Origin of the sequence: Mycobacterium yunnanensis (genome assembly GCF_025823185.1) — a bacterium.
Classification (GTDB): Bacteria; Actinomycetota; Actinomycetes; order Mycobacteriales; family Mycobacteriaceae; genus Mycobacterium; species Mycobacterium yunnanensis.
This window is the reverse complement of sequence record NZ_JACKVK010000011.1, coordinates 122,799-149,696: the sequence shown is the minus strand read 5'-3', so window position 1 is coordinate 149,696 and position 26,898 is coordinate 122,799. Positions and strand designations below refer to the sequence as shown.

Below are 26,898 nucleotides of genomic sequence, written 5' to 3'. Positions count from 1 at the left end.
AACGTGAAGCTCGCACGGCCCAACGTTCGTCATCCGCGCATCGTCCTTGCAGGTTGCAGCGCCCTCGTCGAAGGCGACGGTGACGACGCCGGCCTCGTTCCGGCCCTTCGCGCGCGTGGCCTGCACGCCCACTGGCTGGCGTGGGACGACCCGAAGACCCTCGAGGCGGACCTGGTCATCCCGCGGGCGACATGGGACTACACCGAGCGACTCGAGGAGTTCCTCACCTGGACCCGCCGCGTGCCCCAGCTGCTCAACACGCCTGCCGTGCTGGCCTGGAACACCGACAAGCGGTACCTCGACGACCTGCGTGGGGCCGGGGTGCCCGTGGTGCCGAGCGCGTTCTTTGGGCCGGGGGAGCCGGTGACGGTGCCGGACGGGCAGGTGGTGGTCAAACCCGCCGTCGGCGCGGGGTCGGTGGGGGCGCAGCGTTTCGACGACGCCGAGCGGGCGGGCGACCATGCGCGAGCCCTGCACGCCGACGGGCACACCGCGCTGGTGCAGCCCTACGACCCGCGGATCGCCGACGGCGAGACCGCGCTGGTGTTCATCGGCGGCGAGCAGTCCCATGCCTTTACGAAGGGCCCGCTGTTGCCGCCGCCGGGTCAGCGCGCCGCCCTCGACGAGTCGGGGACGTTCGCCGAGGAGACCCTCCGGCCAGCCGACCCAGACGTGGAGTTGTGGGAGCTCGGCCATGCCGCGCTGGCCGCGGCGGCGGCTCGGTTGGGTCTCGACGTCGCCGAGTTCCTCTACGCGCGGGTGGACGTCATCGGCGGCCGGGACGACCCGCGACTGCTGGAGCTGGAGCTCGTCGAACCGTCGCTGGGCTGGCGGCAACTCGACGACGCCGACCGCGAACTCAAGCAGCGCGACTTCGCGCTGGCGGTGGAGTCAGCCCTGGACCGGCTGGGGCTCGGCCCGCTCGACCACTGAACGAGTGCGCATCGACGCCCACAGCGAGGCCGTGGCCGCCGTGCAGATGGCAGCGCCGGCGACGTGCACGGCGACCAGGACGGCGGGCACCCCGGTGAAGAACTGCACGGTGCCGACCATCCCCTGCAGGGCCACCGCCACCAGCAGCACGACGACGCGCATGGTGACCGGTCGGGGCGCGCGGACGGCCAGCAACCCGAAGGCCAGGCCGATCAGCAAGGCGAGGTAGGCCGCCACGAGGGCGGAGTGCCGGTAGACCAGCGTGACGATGTCCAGCATCAGCCGCGGCACGGGCGCCTCGATGCTCTTGTCACCGGCATGCGGACCGGCGCCGGTCACCATCGTGCCGGTGATCAGCACCACCGACAGGGCGACGCCGCACAGCGCCGTCAACTGCCGCAGGGGGTTGGGGACCACGAGTTCCGGAGCCCCGGCCCCGTCGTCCGGATCCGGCTCGCCGATCTTGACGAACAGCAGCACCGCCAGCCAGACCATCGCCATCGACACGAGCAGGTGGATCGCGACCGTCCACCACAGCAGCCCGGTCAGCACGGTGATGCCGCCCAGCACGGCCTGCAGCACCGTCGACGCAGGCATCAGGCAGGCGTAGACGATCACCTCGCGGCGGCGCCGCGCCCGAACGACTGCGAGCACGGCCAATGCCGCGGTCACGACGACCAGGAACGTGATGAGCCGGTTGCCGAACTCGACGGCCTGATGGACGATCGGCACCTCGGCGACGGGGACGGGGACGAAGCTGCCCGGGAAGCACTGCGGCCACGTAGGGCAGCCCAGCCCGGAGGCCGTCACCCGGACGATCGCGCCGGTGACGGCGATGCCGCCCTGGGTCAGCACGACCGCACCCGCGATGCGGCGCTGCGTGCGCAGACTGGGCAGGGGCAGCACGTCCACAGCCCGCAGCAGGGAGTTTCGGACTGCCATGGCCCGATCGTAGACGGACTCTAACTACGGGCCGTAGTAGGGGCCGCTCAGGTGAAGCGGAACCACCGCAGCGCGCACAGCGCCGACAGCGCGCCCCAACCGGCCAGCACCGCAATCCCGAACCAGTCCACCGAGACCGTCATGGCCTGCCCGAGCGCCTCGGTCAGCGCTCCCGAGGGGGTGAGCCGCGCGACGAACCGCACGGTCTGCGAGACCACGCCGCCGTCGACCTCGCTCTCGAGGGTCAGGGCTCCCAACCCGGCGAAGACGAACCACAGCAGGTTGGCGATGGCGAGGACCACCTCGGCCTTGAGCGTTCCGCCCAGCAGCAGCCCGAGGGCGGCGAACGCGAACGTCCCGAGCGCGATGATCACCGCGCCCAGAACCAGCCCCGTCACCTCGGGCCGCCAGCCCAGGGCGACGCCGATGGCGCCCAGCAGGATCGACTGCAGGAACACCACCGTCACGACGGCGAGCGATTTGCCCGCGATGATGCCCCACACCGGCAGGGCGGTGGCCCCGAGACGTTTCAGCGCGCCGTACCTGCGGTCGAACGCCACCGCGATCGCTTGCCCGGTGAACGCAGTCGAAATGACCGCCAAAGCCATGATCGGCGGGGCGAACGTCGCCGCCCGGTTCGGGCCGAACGAGCCGAGCGGCAGCAGGGTCAGACCGACCAGCAGCGTGATGGGGATGAACATCGTCAACAGCAACTGCTCACCGTTGCGCAGCAGCAGCTTGAGTTCCAGCCGGAACTGCGCGGCCAGCATGCTCGGCACGGCCGCCGGGCGTGGGTCCGGGGTGAAGGTGCCCGGCTCGAAGCGGTTGTTCGTCACACTCACGACCGCAGCTCCCGTCCGGTGATGTCCAAGAACACGTCCTCGAGACTGCGCTGCTCGACGCGCATGTCGGTGGCCAGCACGTTCACGCGCGCGCACCACGCGGTGACCGTGGCCAGCACCTGCGGGTCGATCGACCCCTCGACGAGATACTCACCCGGACTGAGCTCACTGGCCAGATAGCTCTCGGGCAGGGCCGTGACCAGAAGCGACAGGTCGAGTTTGGGGGGCGCCGAGAAGCGCAGCTGGTTCTCCGCGCCACGGCCCATCAACTCCGCAGGCGTGCCCTTGGCCACGGCGACGCCGTTGTCGATGATCACCAGCTGATCGGCGAGCTGCTCGGCCTCGGTGAGTTGGTGGGTGGTCAGGACGATCGTGACGCCGTCGCGTCGCAATCCGTCGATCAGATCCCACACCACGATGCGCGCGTGCGCGTCCATGCCTGCGGTCGGCTCGTCGAGGAACACCAGTTCGGGCCGGCCCACGACGGCGCACGCCAGCGCCAGGCGTTGCTGCTGACCGCCCGAGAGTCGGCGGTAGGTGGTCTTGGCGGCATCGGTCAGGCCGAGGGTGTCCATCAGCCAGGCTGGGTCCAGCGGGTTGGCCGAATACGCCGCGACCAGGTCGAGCATCTCCCCGGCCCTGGCCGCGGGGTAGCCGCCGCCACCCTGCAGCATCACCCCGATGCGCTCGCGGAGACGGGCGTTGTCGACGGCCGGATTCAGGCCGAGGATCTCGATGGACCCCTCGTCGGGTGAGAGGAAGCCCTCGCACATCTCGACCGTGGTCGTCTTGCCTGCGCCGTTGGGTCCGAGCAACGCCAGTACTTCCGCCCGTCGCACCTCGAGGTCGAGTCCGTTCACCGCGGTCGTCGACCCGAAGCGCTTGGTGACCCCGCGGACGCGCACGGGGGTGTCTACGGAGGGGGTCACGGTGTCTCAGCGTAGGCGTCGGAGTTGGCGACCGGTGGCACCGGTGGCGTCGACGCCTCCCCGTCGTCCCCGGCGGCCTCGGGCAGCGGGCGCCACGGCAGCCGGGTGTAGGTGATCGCGATGAGTACCGCCACGATGAGCGCGCTCGCGATCGTCGCGTCGAGGATCTGAAACAGGGCGAACCGGTCGCCGTTGGCCGTCGGCCCAAAGATGCCCACCAGCAGCGACATTGCGATCGCGGTCCCGCGGAATCCCGGTCGCGACGCCCAGGTGGCCAGCGGGATGATCGCCCACAGCAGGTACCAGGGCTGCACCACGGGAGCCAGCAGCACCGTGACGCCCAGTGCGACGCCGAGGCCGCCCACCGGGTGTAGCCGGCCGCGCAGCACTGACAACAGCAGCCACGTCACGAGGATGGCGATGATGATCACACCGATCGCGCGGGTGAGGCCCAGCACCGCGGTGGTGTGATCGCCCAAGCCCAACAGGATTCCCACCTGCCCCGTGCCGAGCGCGATCAGCGTCGGGGGAGACATCCACGACCGCACGACGTTGGCCGTGCCGAGGGTGAACAGCCAGCCGAAACCCAGCCCGCTGCTCCACCCAATCAGCGCCATGACGGCAAGGGCGATGGCGCCCATCGACGTTCCGGCCACCAGAAGTGCTCTAAGCGAACCGCCCCACTTCGCGGCCAGGGCCACCGCCACGAAACCGACCGCGAGCAGGGCGGGCAGCTTGACCTGGGACGCCATCGTGATCAGCACCGTGCCGGCGATCAGCATGGCCAGCGGCTTCCACCTCAGCCACTCGGCCCGGCCGCGAGGCCAGTGCAGGGGGCGCGGCACCAGCGGACCGGCGGGGTAGTTGTCCCGCGTGCGACTGATGGCGCGCAGCGCGAACTCCGTGCCGGTGAGCATCAGGCCCAGCATCAGCGCCTCGTTGTGGATGCCTGCGATGAGGTGCATGAACATCAGCGGGTTGCACGGCCCCAGCCACAGCGCGCTGACCTCTGCGACGCCGCACCGACGGGCAAGGCGGGGGGTGGCCCAGACGATCAGCCCCACGCCAAGCAGCACGACGAGACGGTGGCACAGCACCGCGGCGACGATGTCGTCGCCGGTGAGCTCCGAAATCCCGCGGCCGATCCACAGGAACAGCGGGCCGTAGGGCGCCGGGGTGTCTCGCCACAGACTGGGTACCGACAGCGTGAACACGTGGTCCAGCCCCAGCCCGGGTGCCGGTCCGACGCGGTAGGGGTCCAGCCCCAGCCGGGCGATCTGACTTTGAGCGAGATAGGAGTAGACGTCCTTGCTGTACATCGGCGGCGCGATGAGCAGCGGCACCGCCCAGATCAGCAGCGTGCGGTCCAACTGGCTGCGCGACATGCGCCGCGGGCCGAGGGCGAACCGGCCCAGCATCAGCCAGGCGAGCGCCATCATCACCGCGCCGGTCGTCGTCATCGTCAGCGAGACCGTTTGGATGCGCGAGGGCAGGTTGAGCAACCGCACGCCGAACGTCGGATCCTGCACCACCGGTCGGGCGCCCGCGCCGAGGGCGCCGATGGCCATCAGCACCGTGCCGGTGGCGCCGAACACCCGCGTCCGGCGCAGGAACGCCACCTCCGAGGCGATCAGCGGAGACCCAACCGTGGTCTCGTCGGCGTGCCACCGCGCCACGGCGGTGCTCAACGACGGTCGACGGGCGGCCATCAGAGCAGCGTATCGGTCGACATATTTCCGGTTGACGGTGTGATTGTTCTCGGCCCGAGCTAAGGGTGACCTTGCTGGACCGGCCCAGGCAATTGCGTCACACTGGTGTTGTGGAATTCCCTCCGGAGGTCGTGCGCGGGCAAGACGCCGCGCCTGCCAGCCAGGATGGGCACACCAGAACCGCAATCATCCGCCTGTTGTTGGAGTCCGGCTCGATCACCGCGAGTGCGATCGGTGATCGGCTGGGAATCTCCGCGGCAGGGGTGCGCCGACACCTCGACGCCCTCATCGACGTGGGTGACGCCGAGTCGGTGGCCGCGGCCACGTGGCAGCACAGCGGCCGGGGCCGCCCCGCCCGCCGGTACCGCCTCACCGCGGGCGGTCGGGCCAAGCTCGACCACGCGTACGACGATCTCGCTGCCGCCGCCATGCGCCAGCTGCGCGAGATCGGCGGTGACGAGGCGATCCGCACGTTCGCCCGGCGGCGCATCGACACCATCCTCGCCGGCGTCACGGCGGGGGAGGACACCGTCGCGACGGCCGGCCGGGTGGCCGGCGCGCTGACCGACGCCGGGTACGCCACGACGACGACGCCGGTGACCGGCCCGCTGAGCGGTGTGCAAATCTGCCAGCACCACTGCCCGGTGTCCCACGTCGCCGAGGAGTTCCCCGAACTCTGCGAGGCCGAGCGAGAGGCGTTCGCCGAGATCCTCGGCACTCACGTCCAGCGGCTGGCGACCATTGTCAACGGCGACTTCGCCTGCACCACCCACGTACCCCTGACTCCACAGCCCACCCCAGCCCCCCACCAGCAAGGAGCGTCACTATGACCGCCACACCCGAGGCCTTGACCCAAGAGGAGACCATCGCCTCACTGGGCACCTACGGCTACGGCTGGTCGGACTCCGACGTCGCAGGCGCCAGTGCCCAGCGCGGGCTCTCCGAGGCCGTCGTGCGCGACATCTCCGCCAAGAAGAGCGAGCCCGAGTGGATGCTCGAGATGCGACTCAAGGCGTTGCGCACCTTCGACAAGAAGCCGATGCCGAACTGGGGTTCGGACCTCGAGGGCATCTTCTTCGACAACATCAAGTACTTCGTGCGCTCCAGCGAGAAGCAGGCCGCCACGTGGGACGACCTCCCCGCCGACATCAAGAACACCTACGACCGCCTCGGCATCCCCGAGGCCGAGAAGCAGCGCCTGGTGTCCGGCGTCGCGGCGCAGTACGAGTCCGAGGTCGTCTACCACTCGATCCGTGAGGACCTGGAAGCCCAGGGCGTGATCTTCCTCGACACCGACACCGCGCTCAAGGAACACCCCGAGCTGTTCCGCAAGCACTTCGGCACCGTGATTCCGGCGGGGGACAACAAGTTCTCGGCGCTGAACACCGCGGTGTGGTCTGGCGGGTCGTTCATCTACGTCCCCAAGGGCGTGCACGTCGACATCCCGCTGCAGGCCTACTTCCGCATCAACACCGAGAACATGGGCCAGTTCGAGCGGACGTTGATCATCGTCGACGAGGACGCCTACGTGCACTACGTCGAAGGCTGCACCGCGCCGATCTACAAGAGCGATTCGCTGCACTCCGCGGTCGTGGAGATCATCGTCAAGCCCGGCGGCCGATGCCGCTACACGACCATCCAAAACTGGTCGAACAACGTCTACAACCTGGTGACCAAGCGGGCGCGCGCCGAGGCGGGCGCCACCATGGAGTGGGTCGACGGCAACATCGGCTCCAAGGTCACCATGAAGTACCCGGCCGTGTGGATGACCGGTGAGCATGCCAAGGGCGAGGTGCTCTCGGTGGCGTTCGCCGGTGAGGGCCAGCACCAGGACACCGGGGCCAAGATGCTGCACCTGGCGCCCAACACGTCGAGCAACATCGTGTCCAAGTCCGTCGCCCGCGGCGGTGGCCGCGCGTCCTACCGCGGTCTGGTCCAGGTCAACAAGGGCGCCCACGGCTCGCGGTCCAGCGTGAAGTGCGATGCGCTGCTGGTGGATTCGATCAGCCGCAGTGACACCTACCCCTACGTCGACATCCGCGAGGACGACGTCACGATGGGGCACGAGGCCACCGTGTCGAAGGTCAGCGCAGATCAGCTGTTCTACCTGATGAGCCGCGGCATGACCGAGGACGAGGCCATGGCCATGGTGGTGCGCGGCTTCGTCGAGCCCATCGCCAAGGAGCTCCCGATGGAGTACGCGCTGGAGCTCAACCGGCTGATCGAACTGCAGATGGAAGGGGCCGTTGGGTGACCCAGAACCTGACAACCGCCGTCGAAGGCGGTGCCAAGCCTGGCTCCGCGCTCGCCGGCGCCACCAAGGGCGAGCTGTTCAGCTCGTTCGACGTCGACGCCTTCGAGGTGCCCGGCGGCCGGGACGAGCTGTGGCGGTTCACCCCGCTGAAGCGGCTGCGTGGTCTGCACGACGGCTCGGCCCCGGCCACCGGACGCGCGCGCGTCGAGGTCGCCGAGCGTCCCGGCGTGACGGTGCAGACCGTCGCGCGGGGTGACGAACGCCTCGGCGCGGCTGGCGTCCCCGCCGATCGCGTTGCGGCCCAGGCATTCTCGGCCTTCGACGAGGCCACCATCGTGACCGTCGCGCGTGAGGTCGAGGTGGCCGAGCCGATCGAGATCACCGTCACCGGACCCGGCGAGGGCGTCACCGCCTACGGGCACCTGCAGATCCGCGTCGAGGAGTTGGCCCGTGCCACCGTCGTGGTGGACCTTCGTGGCAGTGGCACTTACGCCGACAACGTCGAGATCGTCGTGGGCGACGCCGCGGGCGTCGGCGTCATCTGGATCGCCGACTGGGCCGACGACATGGTGCACGTCAGCTCCCACCATGCCCGGCTGGGCAAGGACGCCACGCTGACTCACGTCGCCGTCACCCTCGGCGGGGACGTGGTGCGGACCACGGCGACCGTGCGCTACGCCGGCCCCGGGGGCGACGCTCAGATGTTCGGCACCTACTTCGCCGACGACGGTCAGCACTTCGAGTCGCGGCTGTTGGTCGACCACTCCCAGCCGAACTGCAAGTCCGACGTGCTCTACAAGGGTGCGTTGCAAGGTGATCCGGACTCCGACCGACCCGACGCGCACACCGTCTGGATCGGCGACGTCCTGATCCGTGCCGAGGCGACCGGCACCGACACCTACGAGGCCAACCGCAACCTGGTGCTCACCGACGGTGCGCGCGCCGATTCGGTGCCCAACCTGGAGATCGAGACCGGCGAGATCGTCGGCGCGGGACACGCCAGCGCGACCGGCCGTTTCGACGACGAGCAGTTGTTCTACCTTCGGGCCCGCGGCATCCCGGAGGACCAGGCGCGGCGCCTCGTGGTGCGCGGCTTCTTCGGCGAGATCATCGCCAAGATCGCCGTGCCCGCGGTGCGTGAGCGCCTCACCGAAGCCATCGAACGAGAACTGGCCATCACGGAAGCACGAGACAGCTGAACATGACCACACTCGAAGTCAAGGACCTGCACGCATCCGTTGTCTCCGCCGAGGGCGGCGCCGACGTCGAGATCCTCAAGGGTGTCAACCTGACGGTGAAGTCGGGGGAGACCCATGCGGTGATGGGTCCCAACGGTTCCGGAAAGTCGACGCTGTCCTACGCGATCGCCGGCCACCCCAAGTACACCGTCACCTCGGGGTCGATCACGCTCGACGGTGAGGACGTCCTGGAGATGAGCGTCGACGAGCGCGCGAGGGCCGGGCTGTTCTTGGCCATGCAGTACCCGATCGAGGTGCCTGGCGTGTCGATGTCGAACTTCCTGCGCACCGCGGCGACCGCCGTGCGCGGCGAGGCGCCCAAGCTGCGGCACTGGGTCAAGGAAGTCAAGACCGCGATGAGCGACCTGGACATCGACCCGGCCTTCAGCGAGCGCAGCGTCAACGAAGGATTCTCCGGCGGCGAGAAGAAGCGCCACGAGATCCTTCAGCTGGGTCTGCTCAAGCCGAAGATCGCGATCCTCGACGAGACCGACTCGGGTCTCGACGTCGACGCGCTACGCGTCGTGAGCGAAGGAGTGAACCGCTACGCCAAGGCCGAGAACGGCGGCGTGCTGCTGATCACCCACTACACCCGCATCCTGCGCTACATCCAGCCGCAGTTCGTGCACGTCTTCTTCGACGGCCGGATCATCGAGTCCGGCGGTCCGGAGCTGGCCGACGAGCTCGAGGCCAACGGCTACGAGCGGTTCACGCAGGCGGTCGAGGCCTGACCATGACGACCGCTACGTCTGCGGCGCTCGACGTGGCCGCGATTCGGGCGGACTTCCCCATCCTCGGCCGGGTGATGCGCGGCGGAAGTCAGTTGGCGTACTTGGATTCCGGTGCGACGTCGCAGAAACCGCTGCAGGTGCTCGACGCCGAGCGACACTTCCTGACGACGTCCAACGGGGCGGTCCGCCGCGGCGCCCACCAGCTGATGGAGGAGGCGACCGACGCCTACGAGCAGGGCCGCGAGGACGTGGCCGCGTTCGTCGGCGCCGACGGCGACGAGCTCGTCTTCACCAAGAACGCCACCGAAGCGCTCAACCTGGTGTCGTACGTGCTCGGCGACGACCGGTTCGCGCGGGCGCTCGGGCCGGGTGACGTCATCGTCGTCACCGAGCTGGAGCACCACGCGAACCTGATCCCGTGGCAGGAATTGGCGCGACGCACGGGTGCCACGCTGCGGTGGTACTCCGTAGTGCCCGACGGACCCGACGCCGGACGGATCGACCTGGACTCGCTGCGGCTCGACGACACCGTCAAGGTCGTGGCGTTCAGCCATCAGTCCAACGTCACCGGGGCGGTCGCGCCCGTGGCCGAATTGGTGGCGCGGGCCAAGGCGGTTGGCGCGCTGACGGTGCTCGACGCGTGCCAGTCGGTGCCGCACCAGCCCGTCGACTTCCATGCCCTCGACGTGGACTTCGCGGCGTTCTCGGGGCACAAGATGCTGGGGCCCACCGGCATCGGCGTGCTCTACGGCCGGCGCGAGTTGCTCGCGGCGATGCCCCCGTTCCTCACCGGCGGATCGATGATCGAGACGGTGACGATGGAGTCGACGACCTACGCCCCCGCGCCTCAGCGGTTCGAGGCCGGCACCCCGATGACGTCCCAGGTGGTCGGATTGGCCGCCGCCGCACGGTATTTGAGTGCGATCGGCATGGCGCAGGTCGAGGCCCACGAGCATCAGCTGGTGGTCGCCGCGCTGGAGGGGTTGTCGGCCGTGGACGGCGTGCGCATCGTCGGCCCGACGACGACCGGACACCGGGGTTCGCCGGTGAGCTTCGTGGTCGAAGGGGTGCACGCTCACGACGTCGGTCAGGTGCTCGACGACGACGGTGTGGCGGTGCGGGTCGGTCATCATTGCGCGTGGCCGCTGCACCAGACGTTTGGCGTCGCAGCCACCGCCCGGGCCTCGTTCGCGGTGTACAACACCCTCGACGAGGTGGACCGTCTGGTCGCCGGGGTGCGGCGGGCCGTCGACTTCTTCGGGCGGGCATGACCGTGCGAATGGAACAGATGTACCAGGAAGTGATCCTGGACCACTACAAGCATCCGCATCACCGCGGCCTACGCGAGCCGTTCGCCGCCGAGGTCCACCACGTCAACCCGACCTGTGGTGACGAGGTGACGTTGAGGGTGACGCTGTCCGAGGACGGCGACACGGTCGCCGACGTGTCCTACGACGGGCAGGGATGTTCGATCAGTCAGGCGGCGACGTCGGTGCTGACCGACCAGGTGATCGGCCAGAGCGTGGGTGCCGCGCTCAAGACCGTCGCGTCGTTCTCCGAGATGATCTCGTCTCGGGGCAACGTCGACGGTGACGAGGACGTGATCGGGGACGGGATCGCGTTCGCGGGGGTGGCGAAGTACCCGGCGCGGGTGAAGTGCGCGTTGCTGGGCTGGATGGCGTTCAAGGCCGCCCTGGCGGAGGCCAGGCCGTTGAATGACGCCCTGGCGGAGGCCAGGCCGTTGAATGACGCCCTGGCGGAGGCCAGGCCGTTGAATGACGCCCTGGCCGAGGCCAGGCACGACGAGGAGGACCGCAGATGAGTGACACCGTGTCAGACGAGGTGCTCGCCGACCTCGAGGAGGCCATGCGGGACGTCGTGGATCCCGAGCTGGGCATCAACGTCGTCGACCTCGGCCTGGTCTACGGGCTGAACGTCGAGGAGGGTGACGCCGGGGCCAAGGTCGCGTTGATCGACATGACGCTGACGTCGGCGGCCTGTCCGTTGACCGACGTCATCGAGGATCAGTCCCGGACCGCGCTGGTGGGCTCGGGCCTCGTCAACGAGATCAAGATCAACTGGGTGTGGAACCCGCCCTGGGGTCCGGACAAGATCACCGAGGACGGTCGCGAGCAACTGCGCGCGCTTGGCTTCACGGTCTAGCGGCCACACCGTCCGTTGCGTGACGGGCGCACGGCGACGTCCTGAGCCTGCAGTCCCGAGGCGTCGGACGTTCCGCGGGCCGTGAGGCATTGGCCGACCGCGATGACCGACGGGGTCGCGTCGCTGCGGGCCATGTAGCGGGTCGTCGGCGTGACGGTCACGCTGCCGGCGGCTGCGTTGGTGGAGGTCACGGCGATCGTGTTCGCGTCGACCGACGCCACCGTGCCGACGACGGCCCGATGGTCGGTGGTCGTGCCGGGGTGGCTGCATTGCGCGTTCTCCGCGGTGCCGTAGGCCACCGAGGCGGCCGTGATTGTCGGAGGTGTGCCACCGTTCTTGGCGGGACGAGCCACCACGCACTCGCCGACGGTGACGCCGGCGAGCTGGCCAGGAGTCGTCCGGGTGACGCGGGTGGACGGTGTGACGTCCACGGTCGTGGGGCCCTTGGGTCCGTTCACCGTCACCGTGCCACCCGACACCGACGTGATCAGCCCCGCCACTCGGGCCTTGGCGGCCGGAGCCGGGGTGGTGCTCGTCGACGGTGCGCCGCTGGCCGCCGTAACGGAGGCGCCCGTGGTCGTCGACGATCCGCAGGCCGCCAGCGACAGCGCGGCGATTCCGGCGAGCACGGCTGTAGCGCAACGGGTCCCGCGACGTGATGTGATCATGGCCCCACTGTGCGGGCGCCGACTGACCGTCGGCTTCGACGGCGATGTGAGATCGCTAGAAGATGCCGTGACCTACGCTGGGGTCGATGGACGACCAGGCCTACGTCAGGACCCGCCGCCAGCTGCGCGGCATCGCCGAGAGCTTCATCGCCGGTCCACAGCACCGCGCGGCGGGCACCATTCGGCTGGTGGTGCGGCCGGACGGCTTCACCGGGGTGTCGATCCCCGTGGCCGTGCGCGGTAGCGAGTTGGTCTGGGGTGACGCGAGCGCACCGCTGACCGGAACGGTCGGTGCGCTCGCTGCCGCGACCGACCTGGACGTCGGACCGCCCGAGGGCGTGTACGAGATCGTCGACCCCCTCTCGTCCGACACGGTCGTCGACGTCGACGCCGAGGCCGCCGAACTCGTTCACCGCAGTCTCTACGCCGGCGGCTTCGCGTTGGCGAGCGTGCTGCCAGCGGGTCATCCGGTGTTGTGGCCCGAGCACTTCGACGTCGCCGTCACCGAGGACGAGGTCAACTACGGGGTCTCGCCCGGTGACGACTTCCATCCCTTGCCGTACGCCTACGTGGGTCCGTGGACCTCCCGCATCGGGGTCTTTTGGAATGCCCCGTTCGGTGCGTTCCAGGCGCTGGACCCGGCGCACGACGTCGACCGGCTCGCCGCCGACGTCACCGACTTCTTCGACCGGGGTCGCGCCGAGCTCTGAGGCCGTCATCGAGTAGGCCTGCGCCGCAGCGTTTGACCTGCTTCGATGAAGGGAACAACACACCGACTGACGACGTTGGGACCACTGTGACTACGCAAGACATCACCACCGAACAGTTCAACGACACCATCACCGACAACGAGATCGTTCTCGTCGACTTCTGGGCGGACTGGTGCGGACCGTGTCGAGCCTTCGCGCCGACCTATGCGGCGTCCTCGGAGCAGCATCCCGACGTCGTGCACGCCAAGGTCGACACCGAGGCCGAGCAGGGCTTGGCCGCCGCCGCCGAGATCCAGGCGATCCCCACCCTGATGGCCTTCAAGAAGGGCCACATGGTGTTCCGTCACTCCGGCATGCTGCCGGCCAAGGACCTCGAGGCCGTCATCGGTCAGATCAAGGACCTCGACATCGAGGCGGCCATCGCCGAGCAGGCCAAAGCCGACGAGGCATAGCGGACGCACGCGATAGCGTGCATCCGTGACCGATCAGCACCACTCACTGGTTCTCGTCGACCGTCCGCGCCCACACGTGGCGGTGGTGACGCTGAACCGTCCCGAGCGGATGAACTCCATGGCGTTCGACGTCATGATTCCGCTCAAGGCCGTGTTGGACGACCTCACCGTCGACAACGACGTGCGCGTGGTCGTGCTCACCGGGGCCGGGCGCGGCTTCTCCTCCGGCGCCGACCACAAGTCGGCCGGATCGGTGCCCCACGTCGACGGACTGACCCGCCCCACGTTCGCGTTGCGCTCGATGGAAGTGCTCGACGACGTGATTCTCGCCATACGTCGCCTGCATCAACCGGTGATCGCGGCGGTCAACGGGGCCGCCATCGGCGGGGGGTTGTGCCTGGCCTTGGCGTGTGACGTCAGGGTCGCGGCCGACGCTGCATACTTCCGTGCGGCAGGCATCAACAACGGTCTGACCGCCAGCGAGCTTGGCCTGTCGTACTTGCTGCCCAAGGCAATTGGGACGTCTCGCGCATTCGAGCTGATGCTCACCGGACGTGACGTCGACGCCGCCGAAGCCGAGCGGATCGGGCTGGTGTCGCGGACGGTGCCCGGCGAAGACCTCCTGGAGACCTGTTTCGCAATGGCCGATCGGATGGCGTCGTTCTCCCGGCCGGGGATCGAGTTGACCAAGCGCACGCTCTGGAGTGGACTGGAAGCCGGTAGCCTAGAGGGTCACATGCAGGCCGAGGGATTGGGTCAACTGTACGTGCGCCTGCTCACCGCGAACTTCGAAGAAGCGGTCGCCGCGCGCGCTCAGAATCGACCCGCCCGCTTCACCGACGACAAGCAATGAGGAGTACAGCGTGATCACCGCAACGGACCTGGAGGTCCGCGCTGGCGCGCGTACGTTGCTGGCCATCGAGGGTTCCGCGCTGCGGATCCAGCCGGGGGACCGGATCGGCCTCGTCGGCCGCAACGGTGCGGGCAAGACCACCACCATGCGCATCCTCGCCGGCGAGGGCGAGCCGTATGCCGGATCCATCGAGCGAACCGGCGAAATCGGTTATCTCCCACAGGATCCCCGCGAAGGTGACCTCGACATGCTGGCCCGCGACCGGGTGCTCTCGGCGCGCGGCCTCGACACCTTGCTCTCCGATCTGGAGAAGCAGCAGGCCATCATGGCCGAGGTCGTCGACGACGCCACGATGGACAAGGCCGTCCGCAAGTACGGCGAACTCGAAGAGCGGTTCGCCGCTCTCGGTGGATACGCCGCCGAGAGCGAGGCAGGCCGCATCTGCGCGAGCCTGGGCCTGCCGGAGCGGATCCTGACCCAGCCCCTACGAACGCTCTCCGGCGGTCAGCGTCGCCGCGTCGAGCTCGCGCGCATCCTGTTCGCGGCCTCCGACACCGGTTCCGGCTCGGACACCACTCTCTTACTCGACGAGCCCACCAACCACCTCGACGCCGACTCGATCGGCTGGCTGCGCGCATTCCTGCAGAACCACACCGGCGGACTGGTCGTCATCAGTCACGACGTCGACCTGCTCGCCGACGTCGTCAACCGGGTCTGGTTCCTCGACGCCGTTCGCGGTGAGGCCGACGTCTACAACATGGGGTGGCAGAAGTACCTCGACGCCAGGGCCACCGACGAACAACGTCGCCGCCGGGAGCGCGCCAACGCCGAGAAGAAGGCCTCGGCCCTGCGGACGCAGGCCGCAAAGATGGGCGCCAAGGCGACCAAAGCCGTTGCGGCACAGAACATGTTGCGTCGCGCCGAGCGCATGATCGCCGAACTCGACGACGAGCGGGTGGCCGACAAGGTCGCCAAGATCCGGTTCCCGACACCGGCGGTGTGCGGCCGCACCCCGTTGGTGGGCAAGGGTCTGACCAAGACCTACGGCTCGCTGGAGATCTTCACCGGCGTCGACCTGGCCATCGACAAGGGCTCCCGCGTCGTCGTCCTCGGACTCAACGGTGCCGGCAAGACGACCTTGCTGCGGATCCTCGCCGGCACCGAGGCGGCCGACGCGGGTGTGATCGAGCCCGGCCACGGACTGAAGCTGGGCTACTTCGCCCAGGAGCACGACACCATCGACGGTCTGTCCTCGGTGTGGGAGAACATCCGCCACGCCGCGCCCGACACCGGCGAACAGGACCTGCGCAGCCTGCTCGGAGCGTTCATGTTCACCGGTCCGCAGCTCGACCAGCCCGCAGGCACGTTGTCCGGCGGTGAGAAGACTCGCCTTGCCCTGGCCGGGCTGGTGGCATCGACGGCCAACGTGCTGCTGCTCGACGAGCCCACCAACAACCTCGATCCGGCCTCGCGCGAGCAGGTGCTCGACGCGTTGCGCAGCTACCAGGGTGCGGTGGTGCTGGTGACCCACGATCCGGGTGCTGCCGAAGCGCTGGACCCCCAGCGGGTCGTGTTGCTGCCCGACGGCACCGAGGACTACTGGTCCGACGAGTACCGGGACCTCATCGAACTGGCCTGACCTGCCACGTGATTGAGATTCGACCGCCTGGGTATCTGTTCTTCACAGCGAGATGGGGAGATCCAGATGAGCGAAGTGGACAGGTCCAGGGACAAGTTGCTCGACGAGCTGCGGAGCGCGTACGAGAAGGGTGCCAGCATTCGCACGCTGGTAGCCAGTACCGGGAAGTCCTACGGCTCCATACACAGCATGCTGCGCGAATCGGGCACCACGATGCGCAGCCGTGGCGGCCCCAATCACCGTCGCAGGCAGCACTAGTCACTACTGCGGACGGACGCCTCCACCAGGTCGAGTACGGCCCGTAGCGTGTTGGGGTCGTCGCCGGTGGCAAGGCGAGCGACCAAGCCGTCGAGCACCAGGTCGAGGTAGGTGTGCACGACGTTGCTCGGCACGTCGGCGCGCAAACGACCGGCCTGCTTCTGTCGGCGCAATCGCTCGGTAGTCGCGTCGCTCAACTCGGCCGATCGCTCGGCCCAGCCCTGCCGAAAGCCGGGGTCGTTGCGGAGCTTGCGGGCGATCTCCAGCCGCGTCGTCAGCCAGTCGAACTGCTCCGGCGCGGCCAACAGGTCGCGCATCACCTGAATGAGGCCCTCCTTCGAGGCGACCTCCGCCATTCGCTCGGCATCTTCACGCGCCAATTCGAAGAACAGCGTGTCCTTGTCACGGAAGTGATGGAAGATCGCGCCGCGCGACAGCCCGATGGTCTGTTCGAGCCGCCGCACGGTCGCGCTCTCGTACCCGTACTGGGCGAAACACCTGCGGGCGCCGTCGAGGATTTGTCGACGGCGCGCCGCAAGGTGGTCTTCGGTCACCCGTGGCAACTCAGGGCCTCTCTGATCGTCGGAGACGACGGGTCGGTCAGGCCTTGAGCATGTTGCGCAGCACGTACTGCAGGATGCCGCCGTTGCGGTAGTAGTCCGCCTCGCCGGGGGTGTCGATGCGCACCACGGCGTCGAATTCGACCGTGGATCCATCGGTCTTGGTCGCGGTGACCTTCACCGTCTTCGGCGTCTTGCCCTCGTTGAGCTCGGTGACACCCGAGATGTCGAACACCTCGGTGCCGTCGAGCTTGAGGCTCGCGGCCGACTCACCCGCCGGGAACTGCAGCGGGATGACGCCCATGCCGATCAGGTTGGACCGGTGGATGCGCTCGAAGGATTCGGTGATCACGGCGCGCACGCCCAACAGCGAGGTGCCCTTGGCCGCCCAGTCACGCGACGAACCCGAGCCGTACTCCTTGCCGCCGAGCACCACCAGCGGAACACCGTTGGCCGCATAGTTCTGCGCCGCGTCGTAGATGAAGGCCTGCGGTGCGCCCTCCTGGGTGAAGTCGCGGGTGTAACCACCGGAGACGTCGTCGAGCAGCTGGTTCTTCAACCGGATGTTCGCGAACGTGCCGCGGATCATCACCTCGTGGTTGCCGCGCCGCGAGCCGTAGGAGTTGTAGTCCTTGCGCTCGACGCCGTTGGCCTCGAGGTACTCGGCGGCCGGAGTGCCCTGCTTGATGTTGCCGGCCGGCGAGATGTGGTCGGTGGTGACCGAATCGCCAAGCAGCGCAAGAACTCTCGCGCCACTGATGTCGGTGACGGGCTGCGGCTCGGCCGGCATGCCGTCGAAGTACGGAGGCTTGCGCACGTACGTCGAGTTCGGATCCCAGTCGAAGGTCTTGCCTTCGGGCGTCGGCAGGTTCTGCCAGCGCTCGTCACCCTTGAAGACGTCGGCGTAGCTGTCGGTGAACATCTGACGGTCGATCGACGAGGCGATGACGTCGGAGATCTCCTTCGACGACGGCCAGACGTCCTTGAGGAAGACGTCGTTGCCGTCCTGATCCTGTCCGAGCGGATCGGTCTGGAAATCGAAGTCCATCGTGCCGGCCAACGCGTAGGCGATCACCAGCAGGGGCGAGGCCAGGTAGTTCATCTTCACGTCGGGGGAGATGCGGCCCTCGAAGTTGCGGTTGCCCGAGAGCACCGCGGTGACCGTCAGATCCTCGTCGTTGATCGCCTTGGAGATGGCGTCCGGCAGCGGTCCGGTGTTGCCGATGCAGGTGGTGCAGCCGTACCCGACCAGGAAGAAGCCCAGCTTCTCCAGGTACGGCCACAGACCGGCCTTGTTGTAGTAGTCGTTGACGACCTGCGAGCCCGGCGCCATCGAGGTCTTCACCCACGGCTTGGACGTCAGGCCCTTGTCGACGGCGTTGCGCGCCAGCAGGGCCGCGCCGAGCATCACCGACGGGTTGGAGGTGTTGGTGCAGGAGGTGATCGCCGCGACCACGACCGCGCCGTGGTCCAGGACGAACTCGCCGTCGTCGCCCTTCACCGTGACCGGCTTGCTCGGCCGGCCCTCGGCGCCCTTGGCGGCGGAGTACACCGGCACGGCGTCCTCTTCGGCGAAGGACAGCGACACCGGGTCGCTGGCCGGGAAGGACTCGTCGACGGCCTCGTCGAGGTTGGTGCACTCGGCCGGGTGGTTTTCCTCCACGTAGTTGTGGATGTCCTTGCGGAACGCGTTCTTCGCGTCGGAGAGTTCGATGCGGTCCTGCGGGCGCTTGGGTCCGGAGATCGAGGGCACCACGGTCGACAGGTCGAGCTCGAGGTACTCGGAGAACACCGGCTCCTTGTCCGCGTCGTGCCACATGCCCTGCGCCTTGGCGTACGCCTCGACCAGCGCCAGCTGCTCGTCGGTGCGCCCGGTGAGGCGCAGGTAGTCCACGGTGACGTCGTCGATCGGGAAGATGGCGGCGGTGGAGCCGAACTCGGGGCTCATGTTGCCAAGGGTGGCGCGGTTGGCCAGCGGCACCTCGGCGACGCCCTTGCCGTAGAACTCGACGAACTTGCCGACCACGCCGTGCTTGCGCAGCATGTCGGTGACGGTGAGCACCACGTCGGTGGCGGTCACGCCGGGCTGGATCTCTCCGGTCAGCTTGAAGCCGACGACGCGGGGGATGAGCATCGACACGGGCTGGCCGAGCATTGCGGCCTCGGCCTCGATGCCGCCGACGCCCCAGCCGAGCACGCCGAGTCCGTTGACCATCGTGGTGTGGCTGTCGGTGCCCACACAGGTGTCGGGATAAGCGACGCCGTCGCGGATCATGACGGTACGGGCGAGGTATTCGATGTTGACCTGGTGGACGATGCCGGTGCCCGGGGGGACGACCTTGAAGTCGTCGAAGGCGCCCTGGCCCCAGCGCAGGAATTGGTAGCGCTCGCCGTTGCGGCCGTACTCGATCTCGACGTTCTTCTCGAAGGCGCCGGCGTTGCCGAACACGTCGACGATGACCGAGTGGTCGATGACCAGTTCGGCGGGGGCCAGCGGGTTGACCTTCTCGCTGTCGCCGCCGAGGTCGCCGACGGCCTCACGCATGGTGGCCAGGTCGACGATGCAGGGCACGCCGGTGAAGTCCTGCATGACCACGCGGGCCGGGGTGAATTGGATCTCGATGCTGGGATCGGCCGTCGGATCCCAGTTGGCGATGGCCTCGATGTGCTCCTTGGTGACGTTGGCCCCGTCCTCGGTGCGCAGCAGGTTCTCCGCCAGCACCTTGAGGCTGTAGGGAAGTTTCTCGGTCCCCGGTACCGCGTCCAGCCGGTAGATCTCGTAGGCCTGGTCCCCGACGTTCAACGTGTCCTGGGCTCCGAACGAATTAACTGGGTTGTTCAAGGTCACATCAACTCCCGCTTCATTCTTCGCCGCGACGGGCTGTGTCGCGGCGGTAACTGCTCTAACAGTACGCTTGTCCTGTAAACCTTCTCAAGGCGGGTGCCAGTCTTCTCCACGTGCGGCCCCGCTGCCAATGGATCGGGCATCGTCGGCGGTAATCTCTGGCGGGTGACGACTCCGCAGATGCCGTTGTACATCCCGTCGCAGGTCTGCTCGACGGTGGGCAAGGACCCGGCCACCACCGCCCCCGACGTGTGCATGGGTCTGGTCCAGGATCAGCTTCGCCAGGACGGCGTGAGCGCGCCGGCCGGGCCGGCCAACGCCGGCCTGCCCCGGGTGGTGGCCGAGGCCAAGCAGAAGGGCGTCGACCTCAAGGTCGTGGTGCTCGACGAGAACCCCGGCATCGACACCCCACTGCGGGACGTCGCCACCGAGGTGGGCAAGGAATTTCCCGGGTCGACGGTCTTGGTGTTGAGTCCGTCCTTTGCCGGTACGTACAGCACGTCCTTCGACCGGGTGACGCTGGAAGCCGGCCAAGACGTCGCAAAGGTGAGCGGTTCTCCGGTGGCCGCTTCTCAGAATTTCGTGACCGAATTGACGACACCGCATTTCCCTTGGACGCCCTTTACGATCGTGCTCGTCCTGGGTGTTGCGGTCGCGGCGGCTGCCACCCGGTTGTTGCAGGTCCGGAGCCGAAAAGCGGTCGCGGGGAAATCGCCGGCAACGACGGATTCCGCGGGATCGTAAACGCCATTCAATTGGCCAAAGTCACCATTCGATAACAATGGTTTCAATTACAAAGATGTAATTTTCTCCTCCCGTTTCCATGGCGCTTCTCGTGACGTACGGTGCAGAAGGCACCTGATGTTGCAGGTGTGATCCATGTGACTCCTGCGCACGTACGAGCCCGATGGATGTGCCCATACGTACGCGTTGAGCCCTAGGAGACCGGAGTCCAATGAGACGCAGTTTTCGCGCCTCCGTTGCGGGGTCGCTCACATGCGGTGTGCTCGTCGCCTCGGCATTCACCCATGGGATCGGCTTCGGAATCGTCTCGGCCCACGCCGAGCCAGTAACTCCCCAAGGCATCGCCACGTTGGTGGCGGCCGTCGCCAACGCGGACCAGAAGCTGCAGGACCTCGGCGCCAACATCCAGGCCGAGCAGGAGAGCGTCAACAAGGCCATCGTCGCCGTCCAGACCGCCCGGGACGACGCGGCCGCCGCGCAGTCCGAGGTCGACGCCAGCCAGGCGGCCCTCAAGGACGCCACCGCCGCCATCTCCGCCGCCCAGGACCGCTTCGACACCTTCGCCGCCTCGGCCTACGTCAACGGACCCTCGGCCTCCTACGTCACCGCCAAGGACCCGGCCGACGTCCTGGCCACCGCGGCCACCGGCGAGACGCTCAACGTCAGCACCCAGCAAGCCATCGCGGACCTGCAGCGTGCCCGCACCGAACAGGTCAACCGCGACTCCGCCGCCCGCTTGGCCAAGCAGAAGGCCGACCAGGCGGTCGTCGACGCCCAAGCCAGCCAGGACGCGGCCGTCGCGTCGCTGACCCAAGCCCAGCAGACGTTCAGGGACCAACAGGCCCAACTCGACCAGCTGACCGCCGACCGGGCCTCGGCCCAGGCGCAGCTCGCCGCCGCGCGCCAGGTCTCGGCCCCGGTGATGACCGTCGCCGCCAAGACGGTGCCCGGTGCCGCACCCGCCGCGGCAGCCAACCCGTCGACCAACTGGGACCGTGACCCCGCCGCCGCGGCCCCCGGCAACTCCAAGTGGGACGTCGCCTGGGATCCCACGTTGCCTGCCATTCCCAGCGCGTTCGTCAGCGGCGACCCGATCGCGATCCTCAACACCGTGCTCGGCATGGCGACCACCTCCACCCAGGCCACCCAGCAGATGGGCCGCAGCTTCCTGCAGAAGCTCGGAATCCTGCCCACGCCTTCGGGTTTCACCAATGGCGCCATCCCGCGGGTCTACGGCAAGCAGGCCTCGGAGTACGTCATCCAGCGGGCCGGCAGCCAAATGGGCGTGCCGTACTCGTGGGGCGGCGGCAACGCCGTCGGGCCGAGCCGGGGCATCGACTCCGGCGCCGGCACCACCGGCTTCGACTGCTCGGGTCTGATCCTGTATGCCTTCGCCGGCGTCGGCATCAAATTGCCGCACTACTCCGGGGCCCAGTACGACCTGGGCCGAAAGATCCCGACGTCTCAGGCGCGCCGCGGCGACGTCATCTTCTACGGCCCCGGCGGCGCCCAGCACGTCGCCCTCTTCCTCGGCAACGGTCAGATGCTGGAGGCCCCGTACACCGGTTCGACCGTCAAGGTCTCGCCCGTCCGCACCAGCGGTATGACGCCGTACGTCGTCCGCTACATCGAATACTGATGGTGGTTGACTTGCCCTTGTCGTTCCTCCGACGTGCCCTGCTGCTCATCGCCGCGATGGCCGCCGTGGTCGCCGTCGGCACCGCCGCGCCGGCCGCTGCCGACCCCGGTGACGCAGGCTGGGATCCGACGCTGCCCCAGCGGCCCAGCTCGGGTGCGCCGGGAGACCCCGTCGCGATTGCCAACGCGTCCTTTCAGGCGAGCGCCATTGCCCTGCAGACCACCAAGAGCCTCGGTCAGCAGTTCCTGTCCAGCATCGGCCTCGGCGGCAGCGCACCCACCGGCGCCGTCAGCGGCCGCGTCCGCGGGCCCCAGGCCATCGAGTACGTCATCAGGCGGGCCGGCTCGCAGATGGGCGTGCCCTACTCCTGGGGCGGCGGCGCGCTCAACGGACCCAGCGAGGGCGTCGACTACGACACCGGCAAGATCGGCTTCGACTGCTCGGGGTTGACCCGCTATGCGTTCGCCGGTGTCGGCGTGCCGATCCCGAAGTACTCCGGGGACCAATACGACTCCGGCCGGCCGATCGCACCGTCGCAAGCCAAGCGTGGCGACCTGATCTTCTACGGTCCCGGCGGCAGCCAGCACGTGGCCATCTTCCTGGGCGGTGGACGGATGCTGGAGGCCTCCGGCAGCGCGGGGAAGGTCACCGTCAGCCCGGTTCGCACCGCCGGGATGTCTCCGCACCTGGTCAGGTTCATCGAGTCCTGATCGAGACCGCCCCGCGGCAGGGCACGTCGACGGATTCCGAACTGCCTGGAATAGTTGGTGGCGAACTGTCCGGTGGTTTGGCGCCACTTGACCAATTGAGACCAGCGGTCTGAATCGAACGCCGGACCAGAACACGTGGGAGGAACTGAATGACGTCACCGAGTGGGCCGCCGCAGGGCGCCGGAGGTTACCCCGGGCAGGCCCCGACGCAGGGCTTCCCGCCCGGCGGTCCGACGCCGTCCAACGGAGGCCCACAGTCTGGCGGCCTGCAAAACGAGGTGCACACCCTGGAACGCGCCGTCTTCGAGGTCAAGCGGATCATCGTCGGCCAAGACCAGCTCGTCGAGCGCATGCTCGTCGGCCTGCTCGCCAAGGGACACGTCCTGCTCGAAGGCGTGCCCGGGGTGGCCAAGACCCTCGCGGTGGAGACCTTCGCCAAGGTCGTGGGCGGCACGTTCGCGCGCATTCAGTTCACCCCCGACCTGGTGCCCACCGACATCGTCGGCACCCGCATCTATCGGATGGGCAAGGAGGAGTTCGACATCGAACTCGGGCCCGCCATGGTCAACTTCCTGCTCGCCGACGAGATCAACCGCGCACCGGCCAAGGTGCAGTCGGCGCTGCTCGAGATCATGGCCGAGCGCAAGATCTCCCTGGGTGGCAAGACCTTCCCGCTGCCCACCCCGTTCCTGGTCATGGCCACTCAGAACCCCATCGAGCAAGAGGGTGTCTACGCCCTGCCCGAGGCGCAGCGCGACCGCTTCCTGTTCAAGCTCAACGTCGACTACCCGACGCCAGAGGAAGAACGCGAGATCATCTACCGCATGGGTGTCGCCCCGCCGACGCCCAAGCAGATCCTCAACACCGGTGACCTGCAGCGCCTGCAGGGCATCGCTGCCTCGGTGTTCGTCCACCACGCCCTCGTCGACTACGTGGTGCGCATCGTGACCTCCACGCGCGAGCCCGAGAAGTTCGGCATGCCCGACGCGAAGGCGTGGATCGCCTACGGTGCCTCGCCGCGTGCCTCGCTCGGCATCATCGCCGCCTCGCGGGCACTGGCCCTGGTCCGCGGCCGCGACTACGTCATCCCGCAGGACGTCGTGGAGATCATCCCCGACGTGCTCCGGCACCGCCTCGTCCTGACCTACGACGCGCTCGCCGACGAGGTGTCCGCCGAGACGGTCATCAACCGGATCATGCAGACCGTCGCACTGCCACAGGTCAACGCCATTCCGCAGCAAGGGCATTCGGTGGCGCCGGCGATGCCCACCCCGGCGGCGGCCGGCGGTCGGTGACCCAGCCGTCAGGCCGGGTGGATCTGCCGTCCCTGCAGCGCGGGCAGATTCGCGATCCCGAGCTCTCGGCCGCACTGCGCAAACTGGAATTGACGGTCCGCCGCAAGCTCGACGGCGTGCTGCACGGTGACCACCAGGGCCTCGTTCCCGGACCCGGTTCGGAACCGGGGGACTCGCGGGTCTACCAGCCCGGTGACGACGTCCGCCGGATGGACTGGTCGGTGACCGCCCGCACCACGACGCCGCACGTGCGTCAGATGATCGCCGACCGTGAGCTGGAGACGTGGTTGGTCGTCGACGTGTCGGCGAGCCTGGACTTCGGTACGGCCGGCTGCGAAAAGCGTGACCTCGCGGTCGCGGCCGCCGCCGCGATGGCGTTCCTCAACAGCGGAGGCGGCAATCGCCTCGGTGCGGTGATCACCAACGGCGAGACCACGAAGCGCGTGCCGGCACTGAGCGGGCGGATCCACGAACACGAATTGCTGCGCGCAATCGCCACCATGCCGCAGGCGCCGCTGGGCGTGCGCGGTGACCTGTCGGCGGCGATCGACGCGTTGCGCAGGCCCGAACGCCGCCGCGGAATGGCGGTGATAATCAGCGACTTCCTGGGTCCGATCAACTGGATGCGGCCACTGCGGGCCATCGCCGGGCGCCACGAGGTGCTCGGGGTCGAGGTGATCGACCCGCGCGACGTCGAACTGCCCGACGTCGGCGACGTGATCCTGCAGGACACCGAATCCGGGGTCACCCGGGAGTTCACCATCGACACGCAGCTGCGGGCCGACTTCGCCAAGGCCGCCGCGGCCCACCGTGACGAGGTGGCCCGAACGTTGCGCCGATGCGACGCCCCGCTGCTCACCCTCCGTACCGATCGCGACTGGATCGCCGACGTCGTGAGGTTCGTGGCGAACCGGCGGCGAGGCGCCCTGGCGGGCCGGTAAAGATCTGACAACTGAAATGACTACTCGCACATGACTTTACCGTTCTTCGGCCCGATGAGTCTCTCGGGTTTCAAGAGCCCGTGGTTCTTCCTGTTCCTGTTGGTCGTGCTCGGCTTGGTCGCGTTGTACGTCATCGTGCAGTCGGCGCGGCAGAAGCGGATGTTGCGCTTCGCGAACATGGAACTGCTGGAGAGCGTCGCGCCCAAGCGGCCCGCTCGCTGGCGCCACCTGTCGGCCGTGCTGATGGTGCTGTCGCTGGTGCTGTTCACCGTCGCGATGGCCGGGCCCACCAACGACGTTCGCATTCCGCGCAACCGCGCCGTGGTCATGCTGGTCATCGACGTGTCGCAGTCGATGCGCGCCACCGACGTCGCGCCGAGTCGGCTCGCCGCCGCGCAGGAGGCCGCCAAGCAGTTCGCCGATCAGCTGACACCTGGCATCAACCTCGGGCTGATCGCCTATGCGGGCACGGCGACGGTGCTGGTGTCGCCGACCACCAACCGCGAGCCCACCAAGGCGGCGATCGACAAGCTGCAGCTCGCCGACCGCACGGCCACGGGTGAGGGCATCTTCACTGCGCTGCAGGCCATTGCGACCGTCGGCGCGGTCATCGGTGGTGGTGACGCCCCGCCCCCCGCGCGCGTCGTGCTGATGTCCGACGGCAAGGAGACGGTGCCGTCGAACCCCGACAACCCCAAGGGCGCCTACACCGCCGCCCGTACCGCCGACGACCAGGGCGTGCCGATCTCCACGGTGTCCTTCGGTACGAAGTACGGCTACGTCGAGATCCAGGACCAGCGTCAGCCCGTGCCGGTCGACGACGAGATGCTGCGCAAGATCGCCGAATTGTCCGGCGGCAACGCCTACACCGCGTCGAGCCTGGAACAGCTCAAGGCCGTGTTCACCTCGCTACAGGATCAGATCGGGTACGAGACCACCAAGGGTGACGCCAGCGTCGGCTGGCTGCGGCTGGGCTCGCTGGTGCTCGCGCTCGCCGCGTTGGCTGCTCTGCTGATCAACCGCCGCCTGCCAGGGTGAGGTCGGCGGCCGATTTCGGCCAGCGCCAGGTGAGGCGATAGGTTGGCCGGTATGCCGCGGACGCAAGGAGCAATGAATGGCTGAGTTCGTGTCCCGCTCAGTCCTGGTCACCGGTGGCAACCGGGGCATCGGTTTGGCGATCGCCCAGCGACTGGCGGCCGACGGACATCGGGTTGCGGTCACCCACCGCGGATCCGGCGCCCCCGAGGGGTTGTTCGGCGTGGTGTGCGACGTCACCGACGCTGCCGCGGTCGACCGCGCCTTCGCCGAGGTCGAGGAGCATCAGGGTCCGGTCGAGGTGCTGGTGTCCAACGCCGGCATCTCCAAGGACGCCTTCCTGATGCGGATGACCGAGGAGCGCTTCTCCGAGGTCATCGACGCCAATCTGACCGGCGCCTTCCGGGTCACGCAACGTGCCTCGCGGAGCATGCAGCGCAAGCGCTTTGGCCGCATCATCTACATCGGTTCGGTGTCGGGCATGTGGGGCATCGGCAACCAGGCCAACTACGCCGCCGCCAAGGCCGGGCTCATCGGCATGGCACGCTCGATCTCCCGCGAGCTCTCCAAGGCCGGCGTCACCGCGAACGTGGTGGCACCCGGCTACATCGACACGGAGATGACGCGAGCGCTCGACGAGCGCATCCAGGCCGGTGCCCTGGAGTTCATCCCCGCCAAGCGCGTCGGCACCGCCGAGGACGTCGCCGGTGCGGTCAGCTTCCTGGCGTCCGAGGACGCCGGTTACATCGCCGGCGCCGTCATCCCGGTCGACGGCGGCATGGGCATGGGTCACTGAGTCTCGTCGACA

The 26,898-nt window shown here is 68.3% G+C and carries 27 protein-coding genes; 20 read left to right on the top strand and 7 right to left on the bottom strand.

Going from position 1 to position 26,898, the window contains the following annotated elements:
* Positions 1-3 precede the first annotated feature (3 nt).
* Entirely contained in the window at positions 4-933 is a 930-nt protein-coding gene (locus H7K45_RS20375; protein ID WP_263997779.1) for an ATP-grasp domain-containing protein, read from the top strand.
* On the opposite strand, the gene H7K45_RS20370 is transcribed toward H7K45_RS20375, so the two are convergent.
* From H7K45_RS20370 to mptB, 4 genes are read right to left on the bottom strand one after another with little or no spacing between them, the layout of a single operon-like run.
* Positions 892-1,875, bottom strand: coding sequence for a COX15/CtaA family protein (locus H7K45_RS20370; protein ID WP_263997778.1), 984 nt, complete (start codon positions 1,873-1,875; stop codon positions 892-894). The genes H7K45_RS20375 and H7K45_RS20370 overlap by 42 nt on opposite strands.
* Before the next feature lie 47 nt (positions 1,876-1,922).
* Positions 1,923-2,711 carry an ABC transporter permease gene (locus H7K45_RS20365; protein WP_372512618.1) on the bottom strand — a complete coding sequence of 263 codons (789 nt, stop codon included), beginning with the start codon at positions 2,709-2,711 and terminating at the stop codon, positions 1,923-1,925.
* 2 nt (positions 2,712-2,713) lie between these two features.
* Positions 2,714-3,646 carry an ABC transporter ATP-binding protein gene (locus H7K45_RS20360; protein ID WP_263997776.1) on the bottom strand — a complete coding sequence of 311 codons (933 nt, stop codon included), beginning with the start codon at positions 3,644-3,646 and terminating at the stop codon, positions 2,714-2,716.
* Positions 3,643-5,355, bottom strand: coding sequence for a polyprenol phosphomannose-dependent alpha 1,6 mannosyltransferase MptB (gene mptB, locus H7K45_RS20355; protein WP_263997775.1), 1,713 nt, complete (start codon positions 5,353-5,355; stop codon positions 3,643-3,645). The genes H7K45_RS20360 and mptB overlap by 4 nt, the downstream gene beginning before the upstream one ends.
* A gap of 110 nt (positions 5,356-5,465) precedes the next feature.
* Here mptB and H7K45_RS20350 point away from each other — a divergent pair, with 110 nt between their 5' ends.
* From H7K45_RS20350 to H7K45_RS20320, 7 genes are read left to right on the top strand one after another with little or no spacing between them, the layout of a single operon-like run.
* Entirely contained in the window at positions 5,466-6,185 is a 720-nt protein-coding gene (locus tag H7K45_RS20350) for a helix-turn-helix transcriptional regulator (RefSeq protein WP_372512598.1), read from the top strand.
* Entirely contained in the window at positions 6,182-7,609 is a 1,428-nt protein-coding gene (sufB, locus tag H7K45_RS20345) for a Fe-S cluster assembly protein SufB (protein ID WP_263997774.1), read from the top strand. The genes H7K45_RS20350 and sufB overlap by 4 nt, the downstream gene beginning before the upstream one ends.
* A complete protein-coding gene (gene sufD / locus H7K45_RS20340; protein ID WP_372512597.1) occupies positions 7,606-8,808 on the top strand; it encodes a Fe-S cluster assembly protein SufD in 1,203 nt (400 codons plus the stop codon). Before sufB ends, sufD begins: the two co-directional genes overlap by 4 nt.
* A gap of 2 nt (positions 8,809-8,810) precedes the next feature.
* Positions 8,811-9,578, top strand: coding sequence for a Fe-S cluster assembly ATPase SufC (gene sufC, locus H7K45_RS20335; protein WP_263997772.1), 768 nt, complete (start codon positions 8,811-8,813; stop codon positions 9,576-9,578).
* Positions 9,579-9,580: 2 nt separating this feature from the next.
* The gene (locus H7K45_RS20330) at positions 9,581-10,849 is read left to right on the top strand and encodes a cysteine desulfurase (protein ID WP_263997771.1); all 1,269 of its coding nucleotides are present in this window, start codon (positions 9,581-9,583) and stop codon (positions 10,847-10,849) included.
* A complete protein-coding gene (sufU, locus tag H7K45_RS20325; protein WP_263997770.1) occupies positions 10,846-11,400 on the top strand; it encodes a Fe-S cluster assembly sulfur transfer protein SufU in 555 nt (184 codons plus the stop codon). The genes H7K45_RS20330 and sufU overlap by 4 nt, the downstream gene beginning before the upstream one ends.
* Complete coding sequence (locus tag H7K45_RS20320) at positions 11,397-11,741, top strand: metal-sulfur cluster assembly factor (protein WP_263997769.1); 345 nt, start codon at positions 11,397-11,399, stop codon at positions 11,739-11,741. Before sufU ends, H7K45_RS20320 begins: the two co-directional genes overlap by 4 nt.
* Here the strand turns inward: H7K45_RS20320 and H7K45_RS20315 are convergent.
* Positions 11,738-12,370 carry a DUF5666 domain-containing protein gene (locus H7K45_RS20315; protein ID WP_263997768.1) on the bottom strand — a complete coding sequence of 211 codons (633 nt, stop codon included), beginning with the start codon at positions 12,368-12,370 and terminating at the stop codon, positions 11,738-11,740. The two genes, H7K45_RS20320 and H7K45_RS20315, sit on opposite strands and share 4 nt — an antisense overlap.
* Before the next feature lie 125 nt (positions 12,371-12,495).
* Between H7K45_RS20315 and H7K45_RS20310 the strand changes: the two genes are divergently transcribed.
* The 5 genes from H7K45_RS20310 to H7K45_RS20290 all read left to right on the top strand — a co-directional run bounded on the left by H7K45_RS20310 (position 12,496) and on the right by H7K45_RS20290 (position 16,321).
* On the top strand, positions 12,496-13,119 hold the full coding sequence (locus H7K45_RS20310) for a hypothetical protein (protein ID WP_263997767.1): 624 nt from the start codon (positions 12,496-12,498) through the stop codon (positions 13,117-13,119).
* An 86-nt stretch (positions 13,120-13,205) separates the two neighbouring features.
* The gene (trxA, locus tag H7K45_RS20305; RefSeq protein ID WP_263997766.1) at positions 13,206-13,571 is read left to right on the top strand and encodes a thioredoxin; all 366 of its coding nucleotides are present in this window, start codon (positions 13,206-13,208) and stop codon (positions 13,569-13,571) included.
* A gap of 25 nt (positions 13,572-13,596) precedes the next feature.
* The gene (locus tag H7K45_RS20300; protein ID WP_263997765.1) at positions 13,597-14,424 is read left to right on the top strand and encodes an enoyl-CoA hydratase; all 828 of its coding nucleotides are present in this window, start codon (positions 13,597-13,599) and stop codon (positions 14,422-14,424) included.
* A gap of 10 nt (positions 14,425-14,434) precedes the next feature.
* Positions 14,435-16,063 carry an ABC-F family ATP-binding cassette domain-containing protein gene (locus H7K45_RS20295; protein ID WP_263997764.1) on the top strand — a complete coding sequence of 543 codons (1,629 nt, stop codon included), beginning with the start codon at positions 14,435-14,437 and terminating at the stop codon, positions 16,061-16,063.
* Between the two features lie 66 nt (positions 16,064-16,129).
* Entirely contained in the window at positions 16,130-16,321 is a 192-nt protein-coding gene (locus H7K45_RS20290) for a helix-turn-helix domain-containing protein (RefSeq protein ID WP_263997763.1), read from the top strand.
* Here the strand turns inward: H7K45_RS20290 and H7K45_RS20285 are convergent.
* Together H7K45_RS20285 and H7K45_RS20280 are read right to left on the bottom strand one after the other, a co-directional pair.
* Entirely contained in the window at positions 16,318-16,884 is a 567-nt protein-coding gene (locus H7K45_RS20285) for a TetR/AcrR family transcriptional regulator (protein WP_263997762.1), read from the bottom strand. The genes H7K45_RS20290 and H7K45_RS20285 overlap by 4 nt on opposite strands.
* Positions 16,885-16,921: 37 nt before the next feature.
* Positions 16,922-19,723: an aconitate hydratase gene (locus H7K45_RS20280; RefSeq protein ID WP_263998374.1), complete on the bottom strand. Its 2,802-nt coding sequence runs from the start codon at positions 19,721-19,723 to the stop codon at positions 16,922-16,924.
* A gap of 183 nt (positions 19,724-19,906) precedes the next feature.
* Here H7K45_RS20280 and H7K45_RS20275 point away from each other — a divergent pair, with 183 nt between their 5' ends.
* The 7 genes from H7K45_RS20275 to fabG1 all read left to right on the top strand — a co-directional run bounded on the left by H7K45_RS20275 (position 19,907) and on the right by fabG1 (position 26,886).
* On the top strand, positions 19,907-20,470 hold the full coding sequence (locus tag H7K45_RS20275; RefSeq protein WP_263998372.1) for an Rv1476 family membrane protein: 564 nt from the start codon (positions 19,907-19,909) through the stop codon (positions 20,468-20,470).
* 211 nt (positions 20,471-20,681) lie between these two features.
* Positions 20,682-22,109 carry an NlpC/P60 family peptidoglycan endopeptidase RipA gene (gene ripA / locus H7K45_RS20270; protein ID WP_263997761.1) on the top strand — a complete coding sequence of 476 codons (1,428 nt, stop codon included), beginning with the start codon at positions 20,682-20,684 and terminating at the stop codon, positions 22,107-22,109.
* Entirely contained in the window at positions 22,109-22,819 is a 711-nt protein-coding gene (gene ripB / locus H7K45_RS20265) for an NlpC/P60 family peptidoglycan endopeptidase RipB (RefSeq protein WP_263997760.1), read from the top strand. The genes ripA and ripB overlap by 1 nt, the downstream gene beginning before the upstream one ends.
* 149 nt (positions 22,820-22,968) lie before the next feature.
* Positions 22,969-24,114 (top strand): chaperone MoxR1, encoded by a 1,146-nt coding sequence (gene moxR1 / locus H7K45_RS20260; RefSeq protein ID WP_263997759.1) that lies wholly within the window; start codon positions 22,969-22,971, stop codon positions 24,112-24,114.
* On the top strand, positions 24,111-25,055 hold the full coding sequence (locus H7K45_RS20255; protein ID WP_263997758.1) for a DUF58 domain-containing protein: 945 nt from the start codon (positions 24,111-24,113) through the stop codon (positions 25,053-25,055). Before moxR1 ends, H7K45_RS20255 begins: the two co-directional genes overlap by 4 nt.
* Positions 25,056-25,085: 30 nt before the next feature.
* Entirely contained in the window at positions 25,086-26,093 is a 1,008-nt protein-coding gene (locus tag H7K45_RS20250) for a VWA domain-containing protein (protein ID WP_263997757.1), read from the top strand.
* Positions 26,094-26,169: 76 nt separating this feature from the next.
* Positions 26,170-26,886, top strand: coding sequence for a 3-oxoacyl-ACP reductase FabG1 (gene fabG1, locus H7K45_RS20245; RefSeq protein ID WP_263997756.1), 717 nt, complete (start codon positions 26,170-26,172; stop codon positions 26,884-26,886).
* The last annotated feature ends 12 nt before the right edge of the window (positions 26,887-26,898 follow it).